The 16104-nt window shown below is 70.5% G+C and carries 15 protein-coding genes; 4 read left to right on the forward strand and 11 right to left on the reverse strand.

Going from position 1 to position 16104, the window contains the following annotated elements; all coding sequences use genetic code 11:
• Positions 1 to 13: 13 nt before the first annotated feature.
• Positions 14 to 1438: a pyruvate kinase gene (gene pyk, locus ACF07N_RS06930; RefSeq protein WP_392109351.1), complete on the forward strand. Its 1425-nt coding sequence runs from the start codon at positions 14 to 16 to the stop codon at positions 1436 to 1438.
• Between the two features lie 109 nt (positions 1439 to 1547).
• Here the strand turns inward: pyk and ACF07N_RS06935 are convergent, their stop codons facing one another.
• From ACF07N_RS06935 to ACF07N_RS06950, 4 genes are all read right to left on the reverse strand, one after another.
• Entirely contained in the window at positions 1548 to 2906 is a 1359-nt protein-coding gene (locus tag ACF07N_RS06935) for a hypothetical protein (protein ID WP_392109354.1), read from the reverse strand.
• The gene (locus ACF07N_RS06940) at positions 2896 to 3459 is read right to left on the reverse strand and encodes a DUF6114 domain-containing protein (protein WP_392109357.1); all 564 of its coding nucleotides are present in this window, start codon (positions 3457 to 3459) and stop codon (positions 2896 to 2898) included. The genes ACF07N_RS06935 and ACF07N_RS06940 overlap by 11 nt, the downstream gene beginning before the upstream one ends.
• Positions 3460 to 3577: 118 nt before the next feature.
• Positions 3578 to 4210, reverse strand: coding sequence for a DUF6230 family protein (locus ACF07N_RS06945; RefSeq protein WP_094055872.1), 633 nt, complete (start codon positions 4208 to 4210; stop codon positions 3578 to 3580).
• Positions 4211 to 4831: 621 nt separating this feature from the next.
• The gene (locus tag ACF07N_RS06950) at positions 4832 to 5806 is read right to left on the reverse strand and encodes a tetratricopeptide repeat protein (RefSeq protein ID WP_383325310.1); all 975 of its coding nucleotides are present in this window, start codon (positions 5804 to 5806) and stop codon (positions 4832 to 4834) included.
• A 237-nt stretch (positions 5807 to 6043) separates the two neighbouring features.
• On the opposite strand from ACF07N_RS06950, the gene ACF07N_RS06955 reads away from it, so the two are divergent.
• Positions 6044 to 6652: a TetR/AcrR family transcriptional regulator gene (locus ACF07N_RS06955; protein WP_383325307.1), complete on the forward strand. Its 609-nt coding sequence runs from the start codon at positions 6044 to 6046 to the stop codon at positions 6650 to 6652.
• Positions 6653 to 6834: 182 nt separating this feature from the next.
• Here the strand turns inward: ACF07N_RS06955 and ACF07N_RS06960 are convergent, their stop codons facing one another.
• From ACF07N_RS06960 to ACF07N_RS06970, 3 genes are all read right to left on the reverse strand, one after another.
• Positions 6835 to 8535, reverse strand: a complete 1701-nt coding sequence (locus ACF07N_RS06960; RefSeq protein WP_392109362.1) for a methylmalonyl-CoA mutase — start codon at positions 8533 to 8535, stop codon at positions 6835 to 6837.
• Between the two features lie 75 nt (positions 8536 to 8610).
• Positions 8611 to 8949 carry a DUF3817 domain-containing protein gene (locus ACF07N_RS06965; protein ID WP_383325301.1) on the reverse strand — a complete coding sequence of 113 codons (339 nt, stop codon included), beginning with the start codon at positions 8947 to 8949 and terminating at the stop codon, positions 8611 to 8613.
• Positions 8950 to 8992: 43 nt separating this feature from the next.
• Entirely contained in the window at positions 8993 to 9502 is a 510-nt protein-coding gene (locus ACF07N_RS06970; RefSeq protein ID WP_383325298.1) for a MarR family winged helix-turn-helix transcriptional regulator, read from the reverse strand.
• 179 nt (positions 9503 to 9681) lie between these two features.
• Between ACF07N_RS06970 and ACF07N_RS06975 the strand changes: the two genes are divergently transcribed.
• The gene (locus tag ACF07N_RS06975; RefSeq protein WP_392109366.1) at positions 9682 to 10668 is read left to right on the forward strand and encodes a glycoside hydrolase family 6 protein; all 987 of its coding nucleotides are present in this window, start codon (positions 9682 to 9684) and stop codon (positions 10666 to 10668) included.
• Between the two features lie 12 nt (positions 10669 to 10680).
• Here ACF07N_RS06975 and ACF07N_RS06980 read toward each other — a convergent pair whose 3' ends face one another.
• From ACF07N_RS06980 to ACF07N_RS06995, 4 genes are all read right to left on the reverse strand, one after another.
• Complete coding sequence (locus ACF07N_RS06980; RefSeq protein ID WP_383325292.1) at positions 10681 to 12636, reverse strand: galactose oxidase-like domain-containing protein; 1956 nt, start codon at positions 12634 to 12636, stop codon at positions 10681 to 10683.
• Positions 12637 to 12639: 3 nt separating this feature from the next.
• Complete coding sequence (locus ACF07N_RS06985; RefSeq protein WP_392109370.1) at positions 12640 to 14463, reverse strand: glycosyltransferase family 2 protein; 1824 nt, start codon at positions 14461 to 14463, stop codon at positions 12640 to 12642.
• Between the two features lie 203 nt (positions 14464 to 14666).
• Entirely contained in the window at positions 14667 to 14960 is a 294-nt protein-coding gene (locus ACF07N_RS06990; RefSeq protein ID WP_383325286.1) for an MTH1187 family thiamine-binding protein, read from the reverse strand.
• Complete coding sequence (locus ACF07N_RS06995) at positions 14957 to 15301, reverse strand: DUF3817 domain-containing protein (RefSeq protein ID WP_383325283.1); 345 nt, start codon at positions 15299 to 15301, stop codon at positions 14957 to 14959. The genes ACF07N_RS06990 and ACF07N_RS06995 overlap by 4 nt, the downstream gene beginning before the upstream one ends.
• A 169-nt stretch (positions 15302 to 15470) precedes the next feature.
• On the opposite strand from ACF07N_RS06995, the gene ACF07N_RS07000 reads away from it, so the two are divergent.
• Positions 15471 to 16103 (forward strand): AIM24 family protein, encoded by a 633-nt coding sequence (locus tag ACF07N_RS07000; RefSeq protein ID WP_094055881.1) that lies wholly within the window; start codon positions 15471 to 15473, stop codon positions 16101 to 16103.
• Position 16104: the final 1 nt, after the last annotated feature.

The raw sequence follows: 16104 nt of genomic DNA on the forward strand, positions 1-16104 counted from the left end.
TAGGATCGCCCCCATGCGCCGTTCGAAAATCGTCTGTACTCTCGGCCCCGCGGTCGACTCCCACGATCAGCTTGTCGCGCTGATCGAAGCCGGCATGAACGTGGCCCGCTTCAACTTCAGCCACGGCTCGCACGCCGAGCACCAGGGCCGGTACGACCGGGTCCGGGCCGCCGCCAAGGAGACCGGCCGGGCCGTCGGTGTCCTCGCCGACCTCCAGGGCCCGAAGATCCGTCTGGAGACCTTCGCCGAGGGTCCCGTGGAGCTGGTGCGCGGTGACGAGTTCACCATCACCACCGAGGACGTCCCCGGCGACAAGACGATCTGCGGGACGACCTACAAGGGCCTGCCCGGCGACGTCAACAAGGGCGACCAGGTCCTCATCAACGACGGCAACGTCGAGCTGAAGGTCACCGAGGTCGAGGGCCCCCGGGTGAAGACGATCGTCATCGAGGGCGGCGTCATCTCCGACCACAAGGGCATCAACCTGCCCGGCGCGGCCGTCAACGTGCCCGCCCTGTCGGAGAAGGACATCGAGGACCTGCGCTTCGCCCTCCGCATGGGCTGCGACCTGGTCGCGCTGTCGTTCGTCCGGGACGCCAAGGACGTCCAGGACGTGCACCGCGTCATGGACGAGGAGGGGCGCCGCGTCCCGGTCATCGCCAAGGTGGAGAAGCCGCAGGCGGTGCAGAACATGGAGGACGTCGTGATGGCGTTCGACGGTGTCATGGTCGCCCGCGGTGACCTGGCCGTCGAGTACCCGCTCGAGAAGGTCCCCATGGTGCAGAAGCGCCTGATCGAGCTGTGCCGGCGCAACGCCAAGCCGGTGATCGTGGCGACCCAGATGATGGAGTCGATGATCACCAACTCCCGTCCGACCCGCGCCGAGGCCTCCGACGTGGCCAACGCGATCCTGGACGGCGCCGACGCGGTCATGCTCTCCGCCGAGTCGAGCGTGGGCGCGTACCCGATCGAGACCGTCAAGACGATGTCGAAGATCGTCACCGCGGCCGAGCAGGAGCTGATGTCCAAGGGCCTGCAGCCGCTCGTGCCGGGCAAGAAGCCGCGCACGCAGGGCGGTTCGGTGGCCCGTGCCGCCTGCGAGATCGCCGACTTCCTCGGCGGCCGCGGCCTGGTGGCCTTCACCCAGTCCGGCGACACCGCCCGCCGCCTGTCGCGCTACCGCGCGCAGCAGCCGATCATCGCCTTCACCACCGACGAGGGCACCCGCAACCAGATGGCGCTGAGCTGGGGCGTGGAGCCGTACGTGGTGCCGTTCGTGAACAGCACCGACGAGATGGTCGACCTGGTGGACCAGGAACTGGTCAAGCTCAACCGCTTCAGCACGGGCGACGTCGTGGTGATCACGGCAGGTTCGCCCCCCGGCGTCCCCGGCACCACCAACATGGTGCGGGTGCACCACCTGGGCACCATGAACTGACCATGAGCTGACCGCCGGGGCCCGTGAGCTCCGCACGAGGCCGAGGGCGCCCCCTGGGATCCAGGGGGCGCCCTCGTGTGTGCGGCTCCCGAACGGGCTCTGGTGACGCTCAGTCGATGTAGTTGTGCAGTCCGGGCACGTGCAGGGTCCCGCCGAACTGGCCCGCCTGCGTGACCTTCACGTTGGTGAAGTAGATCAGCGGGATGTTCAGCGGCGGCGGGTGCTCCGGGTCGAAGGTGATCGGGATCAGCCCGAGCAGGTTGCCCGAGATGCTCTCGGTGTACATCACCGTGTCGCCGTCGCGGATCGTGGACGTCGAGCCCTTGGCCGCCTGCACGTGGTAGGTCTTGCCGGACTGCTTGTCCTTGACCGTCTGGTGGAGGTCACCGATGTCGGTGCCGCCGGAGATGACGTACTTGAGGACCTTCTTGACCGAGCCGTTGGCGGTGCGCACCTCGACGACGCCCTTGTAGTCGGCGCCCTTGAGCGTCAGCGAGCTGGCGTTGAGGTACCAGGGGTCGTCGGGCAGCGGCACCTTGTTGTCGACGCCGCCCTCGGCGTCGGTGGCGGCCGGGCAGTCGTCGGGGTCCGTGGTGGCGCTCGCGCTGGGCGTCGGGCTGGGCGAGGCGGTGGCCTCCGCGGCCTTCTCCTTCGCCGCCTTCTCGACGGCCTTCGCGGCGTCCTCGGCGTCGCGGGCCGGCTCCTCGGCCTTCCCCGCGCCGTCCCCGACGGTGTCCTCGGCGGAGCCGGTGGCCTTGTCGGTCGTCTCCCGGGCGGTGCCGGTCGCGTCCTCGGCGGGCTGCTCGGCCGTCTCGGACGCCGTGGCGGACGGGGTGGGGCTCGGGCTCGCCTCCGCCTTGTCCCCGCCGCCCAGGATGCCGTCGATGGCGTCGCCGATGCCCTCCAGCAGACCGCCGCCGCTCTGCGACGGCGAAGGGGACGGCGTGGCCGTCGCGTCGTCGCCCGGGGCCGGGTCGCTCGCGGACGGGGCGGGCGCGGGCTCGTCCTTGTCGTCGGAACCTGAATCCGGCGAAGAGGAACCGCCCTCGCTCGTGTCCGTGCCGCCCGTGCCGGTGGAGGGCGACGGCTTCGGGGCCGGGCCGCTCTGGTCGTCCTTGCCGTCCGCCGCGCCGTCACTGGCCGAGGGGGACGGCGTGGGCGAGGCCGAGGCGTCGTCCCCGGCGGTCTTGCCCTCGTCCTCCAGGGCCGCCACGCAGTCCTTGTACTCCTCGGCCGTCAGGCTCCTGGAGGTCGGCTTCGCCGGGCTGTCGCTGTCCGCGATGGCGAGCGTCGACGTGAAGCCCATCCCCATGAGCACCGCCGTCGGCATCGCCGCCATGGCTATCGCCTTGCCGGCCGGCCTGTTGAACCTGGTGAACAGCGGCTTCTTGGGTGCCGCGTGGCGCGGCCCGGTTCTCACACGGGACGCCTCCACATCAGCCCCGTGGGTCACCTCGTCAGCCGGCACTGTGCCTCCCGTTCGCCCCGTTGGCCGGGTTCGTTCCTGACAGATCGTTCGGCTCGTCCGCCGCGCCCACGGGCCCCGCCGCCGTGGTGTCGTGGTCCGTGGCCTCGGGAGCCCCGCCCGCGCCCGTGCCGGCGTGGGTGGCGAGCTGCCCGGCCGGCGGTGCGCCCGGCGCCCAGGCCACGGCCATCGCGCCGCCCACGAGGGCGAGCAGGAAGCCGATGAGGAAGCCGCCGAGGTTGGACACGGGGATGGACACCAGCGCCAGCAGGATGGCCGCGACTCCCGCGAAGACGCGGACGTGCTTCTGGAACCAGAGGCTGACGCCCAGGACGACGAGCAGCACGCCGATGATCAGGGACCCGGCACCCGCGGTGGTCGCCATCGCCAGCGTCAGGTGACCGATCTGGAGGTTGGCGTACGGGAAGTAGGCGATGGGCAGCCCGCTGAGCAGGACGAACAGCCCGGCCCAGAACGGCCGCGTACCCCGCCAGGCGCGGAACTGCTGCCTCCGGAGAGTGAACTGGCCGCCTGCGGCAGGAGTCTCGGCGCTCATGGAAAAACAGCTCCCTGGTACGGCGTTGCTGTGGTGGAGATGTGGGCCGCGCGTGAAGGCGCGGCCGGGAGGTGGACGGGCGGGGGCGCCATCGGCTCCCCCGCCCGTCAGCGAGTGCTTAGTAGCACTCCTTGACACCCGTCGACAGCGACATCTTCAGGCCGCTGAGCTTGAAGGTTCCGGCGGTGGTCGCCCACGCCGTCTGCTTCACGTCGGTCAGGGTCGCCCGGTCGGCCTGCTGGGCGAAGCCGTACGGGTTCGCCGTCTCGCCCTTCCTCATGGCCGGACCCTTGGTGGCGTCCTTGGCGGCCACACCGATGTCGATGTTCTCGAACGTCGCGTCCGCGCTGAGGTCGGCGACGTCGATGTAGAGGTTCTGGGCCTCGACCGGCTTCGCACCCTGGCCTGCGCGCAGGATCAGGCTGACGTTCCCGAGCACCGGAATGTTCGGGGTGACGACCGACTGGCACAGGTTCTTGATCGTCGCCGACTTGAACGACGAGACCGCGACCGGGTGCACCGACTTCTTGCCGTCGAGCGTGTATCCCTCGTCGAGGGCGCCGTACTGCGAGAAGCCCTCACCGACGAGCTGGTCGGTCGTGACCTTGAACGACTGGCCGGAGACGCTGAACGACGCGGCCAGAGCACCCTGAGCGAGGGCGACACCTATCGCAGCCGTGGCGGCGACGCTGGGCACCATGACCACAGCGAACCGCTTCCATCTGGTCCCGCCACGCACCTGGGACTCCATATTTCCTCCTTCTCGGACGTACATCTCCTGTCCTGGCTCGCCCCGAGTCGTGGCTCAGCCGGGCAGGGATGGGAGAAGTGCTACGTCCTCGGGAAGGAGAGCGCCTGCACTCGGCGGCGCAACTAGCGCCCGAATCACCGGCGATCACCCCCGAGCGACAACCACTGGTCGCGCCTGACACGCATCACGCACAACCTGCTGGACAGGCTTCGCCGAGTGGGCGAAGACCCCCCTGTCCAAGAGCCGGCGCCACTGCCGCCGGCTCTGCTCGGTGGGGACCCAGGACGTCCCGCGACCCAACCGGCTGCCGGGGTACGGGATTGGACCGAGCGTGGCCGATCGTGGTGCATTCTCGCCGCCCGCACAAGGGGGTTCGTTACTCGCTAGTAACGGGGGGATAACCGAACAACGACCCATCGGTCTCGGTCGGCGACACAGGGTGGCCCGGGGTGGCGGTACAAAGCTGTTGATCGCTGGACAGAATCCGACAGATCAACGCCCATGACTTACTCGCAGTAACAGCGGCCGCGATTACCAAGTTTTGGTAAAGCGCGGCCGCAGTGACCCTCTTCGGGCGAAGTTTTCACGCGGGCACCACAGGCCCCCGCGTTTAACGACTGGTCAGAACAGGGCGCGTGCCAGGGCCCGGCGCGCCGCGGTCACCCGCGGGTCCTCGGGCCCGACCACCTCGAACAGCTCCAGCAGCCGCACCCGCACCGTGTCCCGGTCGTCCCCGGCCGTACGCTGCACGGTCTCGATCAGCCGGCCGAAGGCGTCCTCGACGTGGCCGCCCACCAGATCCAGGTCGGCGGCGGCGATCTGCGCCTGCACGTCGGCGGGCTTCTCGGCCGCCTCCCTGCGCACCAGCTGCGGGTCGACGCCCTGCACCCGCTGGAGCAACTCGGCCTGGGCGAGACCCAGTTTCGCCTCCTCGTTGCCCGGGTCCTCGTTCAGCACGTTCTTGTACGCCTGGACGGCACCGCCCAGGTCACCCGAGTCCAGCGCCTGGACGGCGGCTTCGAGGAGCGCGTCGTGCGGGCCGGCCGGCCGCTCCGGGGCCGCCGGGGCGCCCCCGGGCTCGGCTTCGGGGTCGACGGTGAGGCCGGTCAGGCCGAAGCGCTGCTCGGCGACCTGCACCAGCTGGTCCAGGGTCTGCCGGATCTGCGCCTCGCCCGCGGCACCCTGGAAGAGCGGCAGTGCCTGCCCCGCGACGACCGCGAAGACCGCGGGGATCCCCTGGATGCCGAACTGCTGCATCAGCATCTGGTTGGCGTCGACGTCGATCTTGGCGAGCAGGATGCGGCCGTTGTACTCGACGGCCAGCCGCTCCAGGACCGGGCTCAGCTGCTTGCAGGGCTGACACCACTCGGCCCAGAAGTCGATGACGACCGGCACCTCGGCGGACCGCTGCAGGACGTCCCGCTCGAACCCCGCCTCGTCGACGTCGATGACGAGATCGGCCGGGGAGATCGCCCCGGTCCCGCCCTCACGGGCTGCTTGGGCGCGCGCCTGCTCCGCCTTCGCCTTGGCCTCCTGGGCCGCCTTCACCGCGGCGAGGTCGACGACTCCGCTCATGGACATGTTCCGTGGCTGCATGCGCCTATCCTCCCCCGTACTGCGCGCGCGTGTGAAAACGGTGTCAAGGCAAGGGCGACCGGGTGCCCCTTCGGCGCCGGGTCCCCACCCCACGCCGTGCTGTGCGCAGCCCGCGCACGTCCCGCACGGGCTTTCGCTACGCGTCGTAGCGTAATGCCCCACCGGGCCGCCGGGACACCGTGTTCCGGTGATCTCCCTCACGGCGCCGCGGGGGAACCCCCGGTTTATCGTCGGGACATGCAGAGCCGCAGCCCCGCCAGCCGCACCGGGCGCCCGCGCAGCGCCGCGGCGGACACCGCGATCCTGGCCGCGACGCGGGAGGCGCTCGTGGAACTGGGCTGGTCCGGACTCACCCTGGGAGACGTCGCGACCCGCGCGGGCGTCGCGAAGACGACCCTCTACCGCCGCTGGGCGGGCAAGAACGAACTGGTCGTCGACGCGGTGGCGGAACTCTTCGACGCGCTGGAACTCCCCGACCGCGGCTCCCTGGCGGCGGACATCGAGGGCGTGGTGCTGCAGTTCGCGACGATCCTGGCCCTCCCCGAGGCGAAGAGCGGCCTGATGGCGGTGGTGGCGGAGGCCACCCGCGACGACGCCCTGCGCGAACGCGTGCGCGCCTCGGTCGTCGACCGCCAGAAACGCCTGGTCCTGGAGGGCCGCGCCCGGGCCCAGGCGAGAGGCGAACTCCCGCCGGAACCGGACCCCGGGGCGGCCGCCCGCACGGTGGACCTGATCTTCGACATGGTGGCGGGCGCGGTGGTGCACCGCACCCTGGTGAGCGGACAGCCGGTGGACGAGGAGTGGGTCCGCGGCTTCACCCAGGTGCTGCTGCACGGCCTCGTCTAGGGCCTGTCGTTCGGATCAGGTCGCAGGAAAGTGACCCTGCTGTTCCATGCCGGTGAGCGTGGTCCGGTGCGTGCAGCTGCAAGGCGGAGGAGGGAGTCGACGCGGAGCGTCGGTGACCGACGACAACGCCGCAGATGTGCGTGCCGGACCACGCGTCTGCGGCGTGATCCGAACGACAGGCCCTAGAAGCCGGGCGGCTCCGTGTAGACCCCCCACTCGTCCCGCAGCACCCCGCAGATCTCGCCCAGCGTGGCCTCCGCGCGCACCGCGTCCAGCATGGGCCCGATCATGTTGGAGCCGTCGCGCGCGGCGGCCAGCATCGCGTCCAGCGCGGCGCGCACCGCCGCGTCGTCCCGGGCCGCCTTGCGCTCGGCCAGGACCCGCACCTGCTCGCGCTCCACCTCGTGGCTGACCCGCAGGATCTCCAGGTCGCCGGTGACCGAGCCGGTGTGGACGTTGACGCCGACGACCTTCTTCTCACCCTTCTCCAGCGCCTGCTGGTACCGGAACGCCGACTCGGCGATCTCGCCGGTGAACCAGCCGTCCTCGATGCCGCGCAGGATGCCGGACGTGATCGGCCCGATGGGGTGCTGCCCGTCGGGGTGCGCGCGCAGCCCCCGCTCCTTGATCTGCTCGAAGATCTTCTCCGCGTCGGCCTCGATCCGGTCGGTCAGCTGCTCGACGTACCAGGAGCCGCCCAGCGGGTCGGCCACGTTGGCGACGCCGGTCTCCTCCATCAGCACCTGCTGCGTGCGCAGTGCGATCTCGGCGGCCTGCTCGCTCGGCAGGGCGAGGGTCTCGTCGAGGGCGTTGGTGTGCAGCGAGTTGGTCCCGCCGAGCACCGCCGCCAGGGCCTCCACGGCCGTGCGCACGACGTTGTTGTACGGCTGCTGCGCGGTGAGCGAGACGCCGGCGGTCTGGGTGTGGAACCGCAGCCACTGGGCCTTCTCGGAGGTGGCGCCGTAGACGTCGCGCATCCAGCGGGCCCAGATCCTGCGGGCCGCGCGGAACTTGGCGATCTCCTCGAAGAAGTCGACGTGGGCGTCGAAGAAGAAGGACAGGCCGGGCGCGAAGACGTTCACGTCCAGCCCGCGGGAGAGCCCCAGCTCCACGTATCCGAAGCCGTCGGCCAGGGTGTACGCCAGCTCCTGCGCGGCCGTCGCCCCGGCCTCGCGGATGTGGTAGCCGGAGACGGACAGCGGCTTGTACGCGGGGATGCCGGCCGCGCAGTGCTCCATCAGGTCGCCGATGAGCCGCAGGTGCGGCTCGGGCTGGAAGAGCCACTCCTTCTGCGCGATGTACTCCTTGAAGATGTCCGTCTGGAGCGTGCCGTTCAGCACGGACGGGTCGACGCCCTGCCGCTCGGCGGCGACCAGGTACATGCAGAAGACCGGGACGGCCGGGCCGCTGATGGTCATGGACGTCGTGACGTCACCGAGCGGGATGTCCTTGAACAGGACCTCCATGTCGGCGGCCGAGTCGATGGCGACGCCGCAGTGCCCCACCTCGCCCAGCGAGCGCGGGTCGTCGGAGTCGCGCCCCATCAGCGTCGGCATGTCGAAGGCGACCGAGAGCCCGCCTCCGCCGTTGCGGAGGATCATCTTGTAGCGCTCGTTGGTCTGCTCGGCGTTGCCGAACCCGGCGAACTGCCGGATCGTCCACGTCCGCCCCCGGTAGCCGGTGGCGTACAGGCCGCGGGTGAAGGGGTACTCCCCCGGCCAGCCGATCCGTTCGAAGCCCTCGTAGGTGTCCCCGGGCCGGGGCCCGTACACCGGCTCCACGGCATCGCCGGAGAGCGTCGTGAAGTCGGCCTCGCGCTTGCGCGCGGCGTCGTACCGGGCCTGCCAGCGACGGCGGCCTTCCTCTATGGCGTGAGCGTCCATACCCTCGAAGTTACTAGGACGTCCTAGTAAATGTCGATGGCAGACCGCCGTACGTTCGCCCGTACGGCGGTGCGGTTACGCCTTGGCGGGCGCGGGCGCGTCCTCCGCGACCCGGCCCTGCAGCTCGTGGCTGATCCTGCGCTCCACGAAGAAGGCGGCGGTGGGGATGGTGCCCGCGAGCAGCACCCACAGCTGCTTGGCCACCGGCCACTTGGCCTTGGAGCCCAGGTCGAAGGCGAACACCAGGTACACGACGTAGAGCCAGCCGTGCGCGATGCTGACGACGCGCGTGAAGTCGGCCGCGCCGTCCAGGTCGAGCACGTACTTGCCGATCATGCCGAAGGTCAGCAGGACCAGCAGGACGCCGGTGACGTAGGCCATCACGCGGTAGCGGGTCAGCACGCTCTTTTTCATGCCGTCGAGCGTAACGACCCGTTCCGGGAGATCTTGCCCCGGGTCACTGGTCCTGGAAGTCCCCCGCGGCGACGCGCAGCGGGCGCAGCATCGCGAAGATCTCCGCGCACTCCTCGGCGTCGTACACCCCGAGCCCGAAGTCCATCGCCATCAGGTCGCGGGTGGCCGACTCGACGACCTCGCGGCCCTTGTCGGTGATGCTGGCGAGGGTGCCGCGGCCGTCGTTCGGGTTGGGCCGCTTGGCGACCAGACCGGACCGCACCAGCCGGTCCACGGTGTTCGTCACCGAGGTGGGGTGGACCATGAGCCGCTCGCCGATCTTGGACATCGGCAGCTCGCCCGACTTGGAGAAGGTGAGCAGCACCAGCGCCTCGTAGCGCGCGAACGTCAGCCCGTACGGTTTGACCACCGCGTCGACCTCCGCGAGGAGGATCTGCTGGGCCCGCATGATCGAGGTGATCGCGGCCATGGACGGCACGTTTCCCCAGCGCTGCTTCCAGCGTTCGTCGGCGCGCGCGATCGGGTCGAAGGAGAGACTGAGCGGCTTCGGCACGAACCCGACCTTACCGGCCGGTCACATGGCGGTCAGCCCTGTCTCGCCCTTCGGTCGGGCCGACGAGGGGATGCCGGCGGGAGTGCGGCCGAGCCATGTCCCTTCCATGGCGCTTCGTTCCGGTGTGTCACGATTGCCTAGCGTTCGTCACCCACCGTCACCATTCTCCAGGGAGCGGCATGACTCGGCTGATCCACGCCCTCGCGGCGCTCGCGGCGCTCGGTCTCGCCGCGGGCTGCTCGTCCTCGCCCCGCGACGAAGCCGCCGACGTCGACACGACACAGGCCGGCTACGCGGCCTCCCCGTTCTGGGTCGACCCGCAGAGCCCCGCCGCCCGGCAGGCGCGGCTCTGGCGGCAGCAGGGCCGGGAGGAGGACGCCGAGCTGATCGAGCGGATCGCCGACCAGCCGGTCGCGCTGTGGCCGGCCGGCGAGCTGGATCCGGCACCGGCGGTCCGGGCGGCGGCCTCGGCCGCGAGCCGGGAGGGCAGGACGGCGGTCTTCGTCGCGTACAACATCCCGCACCGCGACTGCGGCCAGCACTCGGCGGGCGGGGCCGCGGACGCGAACGCCTACCGGGACTGGATCGGGAAGTTCGCCGAGGCCCTCGGCGAGGCCGACGCCCTGGTCGTCCTGGAGCCCGACGCGGTCGCGCACGTGGTGGACGGCTGCACCCCCGCCGAGTACCACGCCGAGCGCGAGCAGCTGCTCGCCGAGGCCATCACCCGCCTGAAGCAGCAGCCGCACACCAAGGTCTACCTGGACGCGGGCAACGCCGACTGGATCAGGGACCACCGGAAGCTGGTCGAGCCGCTGCGGCGGGCCGGTGTCGAGCGGGCCGACGGCTTCGCCGTCAACGTGTCCAACTTCCAGACCGACCAGGTCAGCACCGACTACGGCGGCCGGCTCGCCGAGGCGCTCGGCGGCAAGCACTTCGTCGTCGACACCAGCCGCAACGGCAACGGCCCCCTGTCCGGCGTCTGGTGCAACCCGCCGGGCAGGGCGCTGGGCACCCCGCCCACCACCGCCACCGGCCGTCCCGTCGTCGACGCCTACCTGTGGATCAAGCGGCCCGGCGAGTCGGACGGCACCTGCGAGGGCGGTCCGGCCGCCGGGCGCTGGTGGCCCGAGTACGCCCTGGAGCTGGCGCGCAACGCCAAGGGCTGACCCGGGCCCCGCTCACTCCACGTGGACCCACTTGGCCTTGGAGGGCGTGCCCTCGGCGTCCGTCACGAACAGCATGTACCAGCCGGGCGGCACGAGCGCCGGGTCGCGCGGCACGTCGAACGTCACTGTGCCGCCCTTCCTGGTGATGTCCAGCTCGATGGAGCGCTGCTCGACGTCCGTGGTGTGCGTGACGGCGCTGGGCCGCATCAGCCGGGCCGCGGCCACCCGCTCCGGGTGGTCCGTGCGGAACGTGATCCGGTGGTCCTCGTCCAGTTTCCGCGGCCCGTCCTTCAGCACGGGACGGCTGCGGGCGTTCTTGTGCAGCGCGGGCGGGGTGAAGACCTCCATGCGCTGCTCGAAGTGGCCCAGCTTGGTGTTCTGCTGGTCGTCGAAGAGGGGGTCGGAGCCGAAGGTGGCGATCCGGCCGTCGGGCAGCAGCAGCGCCTCGGAGTGGTAGTTGCGGCCCACCTTGGGCGCGGCGGCCTCCCGGAAGGCGTTGGCCTTCGGGTCGTAGAACTGCGCCCGGAGGATGTTGCTGGCGCTGCGGCCGCGGTAGTCCTTCGAGCCGTTGGACGTGAAGACGGTGTCGTCCGGCATGATCACGCTGTTCAGGTAGCGGGTGCCCTGCGGCAGGTCGGGGCCGGTCTCGAAGGCCGGGTTGTCCTTCTTCAGGTCGACGACGGCCGTGCGCGGGGTGGACTTGCGCGACTCGCCGACGCCCCCTCCGCCCAGGATCATCACCTTCTGGTCCTGCGCCGGCGGCAGCAGCACGGAGGCCGACGTCTCGGTCTGGTCGACGTCCTTCAGGCCCGGCACCTTGCGGAACGTGTTGGTCTCCAGGTCCCACAGCCCCGGCTCACGCCCCTGGTCGGCGGGCCCGTACCCGGCGTTGGAGGCCGAGTAGAACAGCTTGCCGCCCTTGGTGAGGAACAGGGCCGGGTAGGTCGGGAAGTAGCGCTTGGGACCGGGCGACCACTTCTTGGTCTCCGGGTCGTAGATCTCGTTGTCGCCCGGGTCGATCATGCCGACGTCGTCGAGGCCGGACACCGCGAGGACCCGGCCGTCGTCCAGGCCGACCAGCGTCGGGTACCAGCGGGCCTTGTCCATCGGGTCGACCGGCACGTACTTCTCCGCCTTCGGGTCGAACTCGTAGGCGGCGCGGATGCCCTGGAAGTCCTGCTTGTCGAGGGTGATCTTCTCGGAGAGGCCGTAGACGTTCTCGGCGGCCCTGCCCTTCAGGCCGACGACCGCGTACTGCGCCTGCTTGTCGGTGACCGACCGCTTGCCCTTCTTGACGGCCTCCACGAAGACGCGGGCCTCGCTGGCGGTGACCTTGGTCTTCCAGGGCTGCATCACGCCGCGGCTGTTGTACGTGACCTTGAAGGTGCGCTTGGCCTTGGGCACGGTCACGTCGAACCTGGTGACGTACTCGACGCCCGTCGGCGAGCGGAAGCGGGTGCCCTTCTTCAGGTGCACCGCCTTGTCGGGACTCTCGTTCTTCACGCGCATGCCGCCGCCCGCCCGGGTCACCTCGCCGTCGAGGAGCTCGTAGCGCGCGGTGCCGCCGGCCACCAGCAGGCGCCCGTCGGGCAGTTGGGCGTGACCGGCGCAGAAGAAGTCCTCCGGGGTGGGGACCTTCTTGAAGGTGTTCTTCTCCGGGTCCCACAGGACCGTGTCGAACTCGCCCTTGTCGAACTTGCGCTGCTCGTTGCCCGATCCGGCGACGATCAGCACCTTGCCGGTGTGCAGCAGGGCGGCGTGGATGGCGTTGGTGCGGTACTCCTCGGGGATGGCGACCTGGTCCCAGGAGCCGTACTTCGCCTTGTACCCGGGCTGGGCGATCTTGTACTCGTGGTACTGCTCCGAGGCGAAGTCCAGTGCGGCCGGGGCGTTCAGGCCCGCGAGGACCGCGATGCCGCCGATGCCGAGGACGGTCTTCCTGGTCTTCTGCGAGGGCTGGTAGGCCATGGCCTAGTTGCCTCCTGTCGTGGTGCCGGTCGCCGGGGCCGCCGCCGGGGACACGGTGGCGAGCGCCGGGGCGGGCTCCTTGGATTCGGGCACGCGCGCGGCGGCGGGTGCCTGTGCGGACTGCGGGGCCGGCACGGGCTGCGGGCGGCGCTCGCGGTACTCCTTGAGGACGGTCGCGGCCCACACCCCGGCCGGCGCCAGGGAGATGACCATGGCGAGGACGGCCCAGGTGCGCATCGCGGCGTGCGTGTGGTCGAGGGCGACCGAGGCGGCCAGGGACGTGGCCAGCAGGCCCGCCCAGAAGAGGTGGATCCGGAAGGTGGCCGGCCGGTCGGGACTGGCGTCGCCGCCCTTGGGGGTGACGACGAACCGGCTGGGCCGGCGCAGCAGGGCCTCGCCGAGGGACTTGAGGTAGATCGGCGCGGACAGGGCCGACATCGCCATGCCGGCCAGGCCGCCGGAGCCCTCCGGTTCGTGCGGGGAGACGTTGTGCCGGCGGTTCCACAGGTACAGGCCCACCTGGAGGGCGGCGGCGTCGCTGTACAGCATCATCCAGACCGACGCGGAGACCTGGGTGCCGGAGGCGCCGAACCAGAGGAACAGGACGCAGCTGACGATCCCGAGCAGCCAGTTGACGGCCGTCATCGGGTAGTAGACGAGCATCAGCGTGTAGGACAGCAGGCGGCCCGGGGGCATGCTGAAGGGCGCCTTCCAGTACTGCTTCAGGAGCGTCTCGTAGGTGCCGCGGGACCAGCGCATCTGCTGGGTGAAGAAGTCGGTCCAGGAGGCGGGGCCCTCGCCGACGGCGAGCACGTCCGGGGTGTAGACGGAACGCCAGTGGTGGTGCGTGGCCGGGTTGCGGTGGCGGTGGATCTCGAAGCCGGTGGCCATGTCCTCGGTGATGGAGTCGTACAGGCCGCCGATCTGCTTGACGACGGAGATGCGCACGACGTTGTTGGTGCCGACGAACATGGGTGCGCGGTAGCGGTTGCCGGCCCGCTGGATCAGGGCGTGGAAGAGGAACTGCTGGGACTCGGCGGCCTTGGTGACGGGGTTGTGGTAGTTGCCGTACACCTGGGGGCCGACGACGAAGGCGACGTCCGGGTCGCGGAAGTAACCCATCATCCGCTCCAGGAAGTTCGGGAGCGGGACGTGGTCGGTGTCGACGGACGCGAAGAAGTCGTAGGCGTCGCCGTGCATGGCGATCCAGGCGTTGTAGTTGCCGTGCTTGGTGCGGGCCTTGTGGACGCCCTCGGGGCGGTTCCACTCCGGGACGCCGAGCCGGGTGAAGTGCCGTACGCCGAGTTCCGCGCACAGGGCCTTGGCGTCGGGGTCGTCGCCCTCGTCGAGGAGCCAGACGTCGAAGGGGCCGGTGTGGTGGATGCGGACGGCTCCCTCCAGGGTCGCGCGGACCATGGAGAGGGGTTCCTTGCCGGGGACGTAGGTGGTGAGGAACGCGACGCGGGTGCCCGGTTCGGGGACGACGGGCACGGGGTCGCGGGCGACCATCGTGGCGTGGGCGACGGAGGCGACGTTGATCAGCATGAAGATCTCGATGAGGCCGATCGAGATCAGCATGGCGGTGTCGAGGCCGACGAGCCAGCGGTCGCCGCCCTCGCGCTCCACCCAGTGGGTGGGCCACACGAGGTAGACCAGCAGGGCGCCGGTCAGCAGCGGGGCGAGGCACATCAGCAGGACGGCTCGTATTCGGCGGGGCTCGCGGGCGAGGAGCGAGGCGTACTGCACCCGGTACGCCTCACCGGACGGCTCCGTGAGCGGTCCGGCGAGTCGGCTGTGGGAGTCGTAGTCGTAGCCCTCCGGCCGCACAGCGCCCTCCAGATGGTCGAGACCTGATCGAAGCGCAATACCCCGATACCCATACGAAAGTGGACCTTTGAGGCGCTGTCGAACTGGGGGCGTCCAGGCGGGTGGGGCGCCGGGACCGTGCGGCCGCGGACCACGCCGGGTACGCGAAAACCCCGGTTCTCGGAAGAACCGGGGTTTCGTCGGCGTCGCAGGACCCGCCGGGGCTATCCCGCGAGATGCCGCTCCACCGTCTCGACCTTGGACGTGAGGCCGTCCGTCACACCGGGCCGGATGTCCGCCTTCAGGACCAGGGAGACCCGCGGCGCGCGCCGCTCGACCGCGGCGACCGCGCGCCGGACGACGTCCATCACCTCGTCCCACTCCCCTTCCACGGAGGTGAACATCGCGTCCGTCCGGTTCGGCAGCCCGGACTCCCGCACCACCCGCACGGCGTCGGCGACGTACTCCCCCACGTCCTCACCGACCCCCAGCGGCGTCACGGAGAAGGCGACGATCACGCGTTCACCACTCCCTCGTTGCGCGCCCGGGACGCGATGACCGCGTCCTCGGCCTCACGCCGCAGCTTCTTCTCCGCGAAGAACCCGCCGGCCGGCAGCACCGAGAGCACGAAGTACAGCGCGGCGGTCTGCAGCGGCCACTTCGCCCGGTTCCACGCGTCCGCCCAGAAGATCACGTACAGGACGAACAGCGCCCCGTGCACCGCTCCCATCACCGGCACGGCGTTGAACTCCGTGGTCCGCTTCAGCACCGAGCAGACCAGCAGGAGCAGGAACGAGATCGCCTCGGGGGCCGAGACCAGGCGGAGGCGGCGGAGGGCGGTGGCGGTCTTGAGGTCCACGGGTCACCTTCGGTGGGAGAGAAACGGTTTGTGAACGCACGCACAAGCGTCCCGCCCATTGTGGCAAACCACCGAGGGCCCCGGCCCCTAGGGGTGCGCTCAGGGTCGTTCTCCACCCGGGGGACCTGTCGGAAGGGCCGGACCTGCGGCTACCTTCCCGTATGTGGCGATGTTCCGACTCCAAGGCAGCAAGGTGCTCGCCGTCGACATGACCGGAGACGCCGTCAAGGCGAAGAACGGCTCGATGGTCGCGTACGACGGCGAGATGGCCTTCAAGAAGCTCAGCGGCGGCGGCGAGGGCATACGGGGGATGGTGACCCGGCGGCTCACCGGCGAGCAGATGACGTTGATGGAGGTGAAGGGGCGGGGGACCTGCTGGTTCGCCGACCGCGCCTCCGAGATCAACCTGGTCGGCCTCCAGGGCGACAAGCTCTACGTCGAGTCGAGCAACCTGCTCGCGACCGACGGCGGGCTGCGCACGGGGACCGAGTTCACGGGCCTGCGCGGGGCCTCGCAGGGCAACGGGCTGTTCACGACGACCGTCGAGGGCCACGGCCAGGCGGCCATCATGTCGGACGGCCCGGCCGTGGTGCTGCGGGTCAGCCCGCAGTACCCGCTGACCGTGGACCCGGGGGCCTACGTGGCGCACCAGGGGAACCTGCGGCAGTCCTTCCAGTCCGGTGTGACGTTCCGCACGCTGCTCGGGGAGGGCGGCGGCGAGGCCTTCCAGATGCGGTTCGAGGGGGACGGCCTGGTGTACGTGCAGCCGAGCGAGCGCAACACGATCGCGGGAGACGTGTGAG

The sequence above is a fragment of the Streptomyces sp. NPDC015242 genome (genome assembly GCF_043079125.1).
GTDB lineage: Bacteria > Actinomycetota > Actinomycetes > Streptomycetales > Streptomycetaceae > Streptomyces.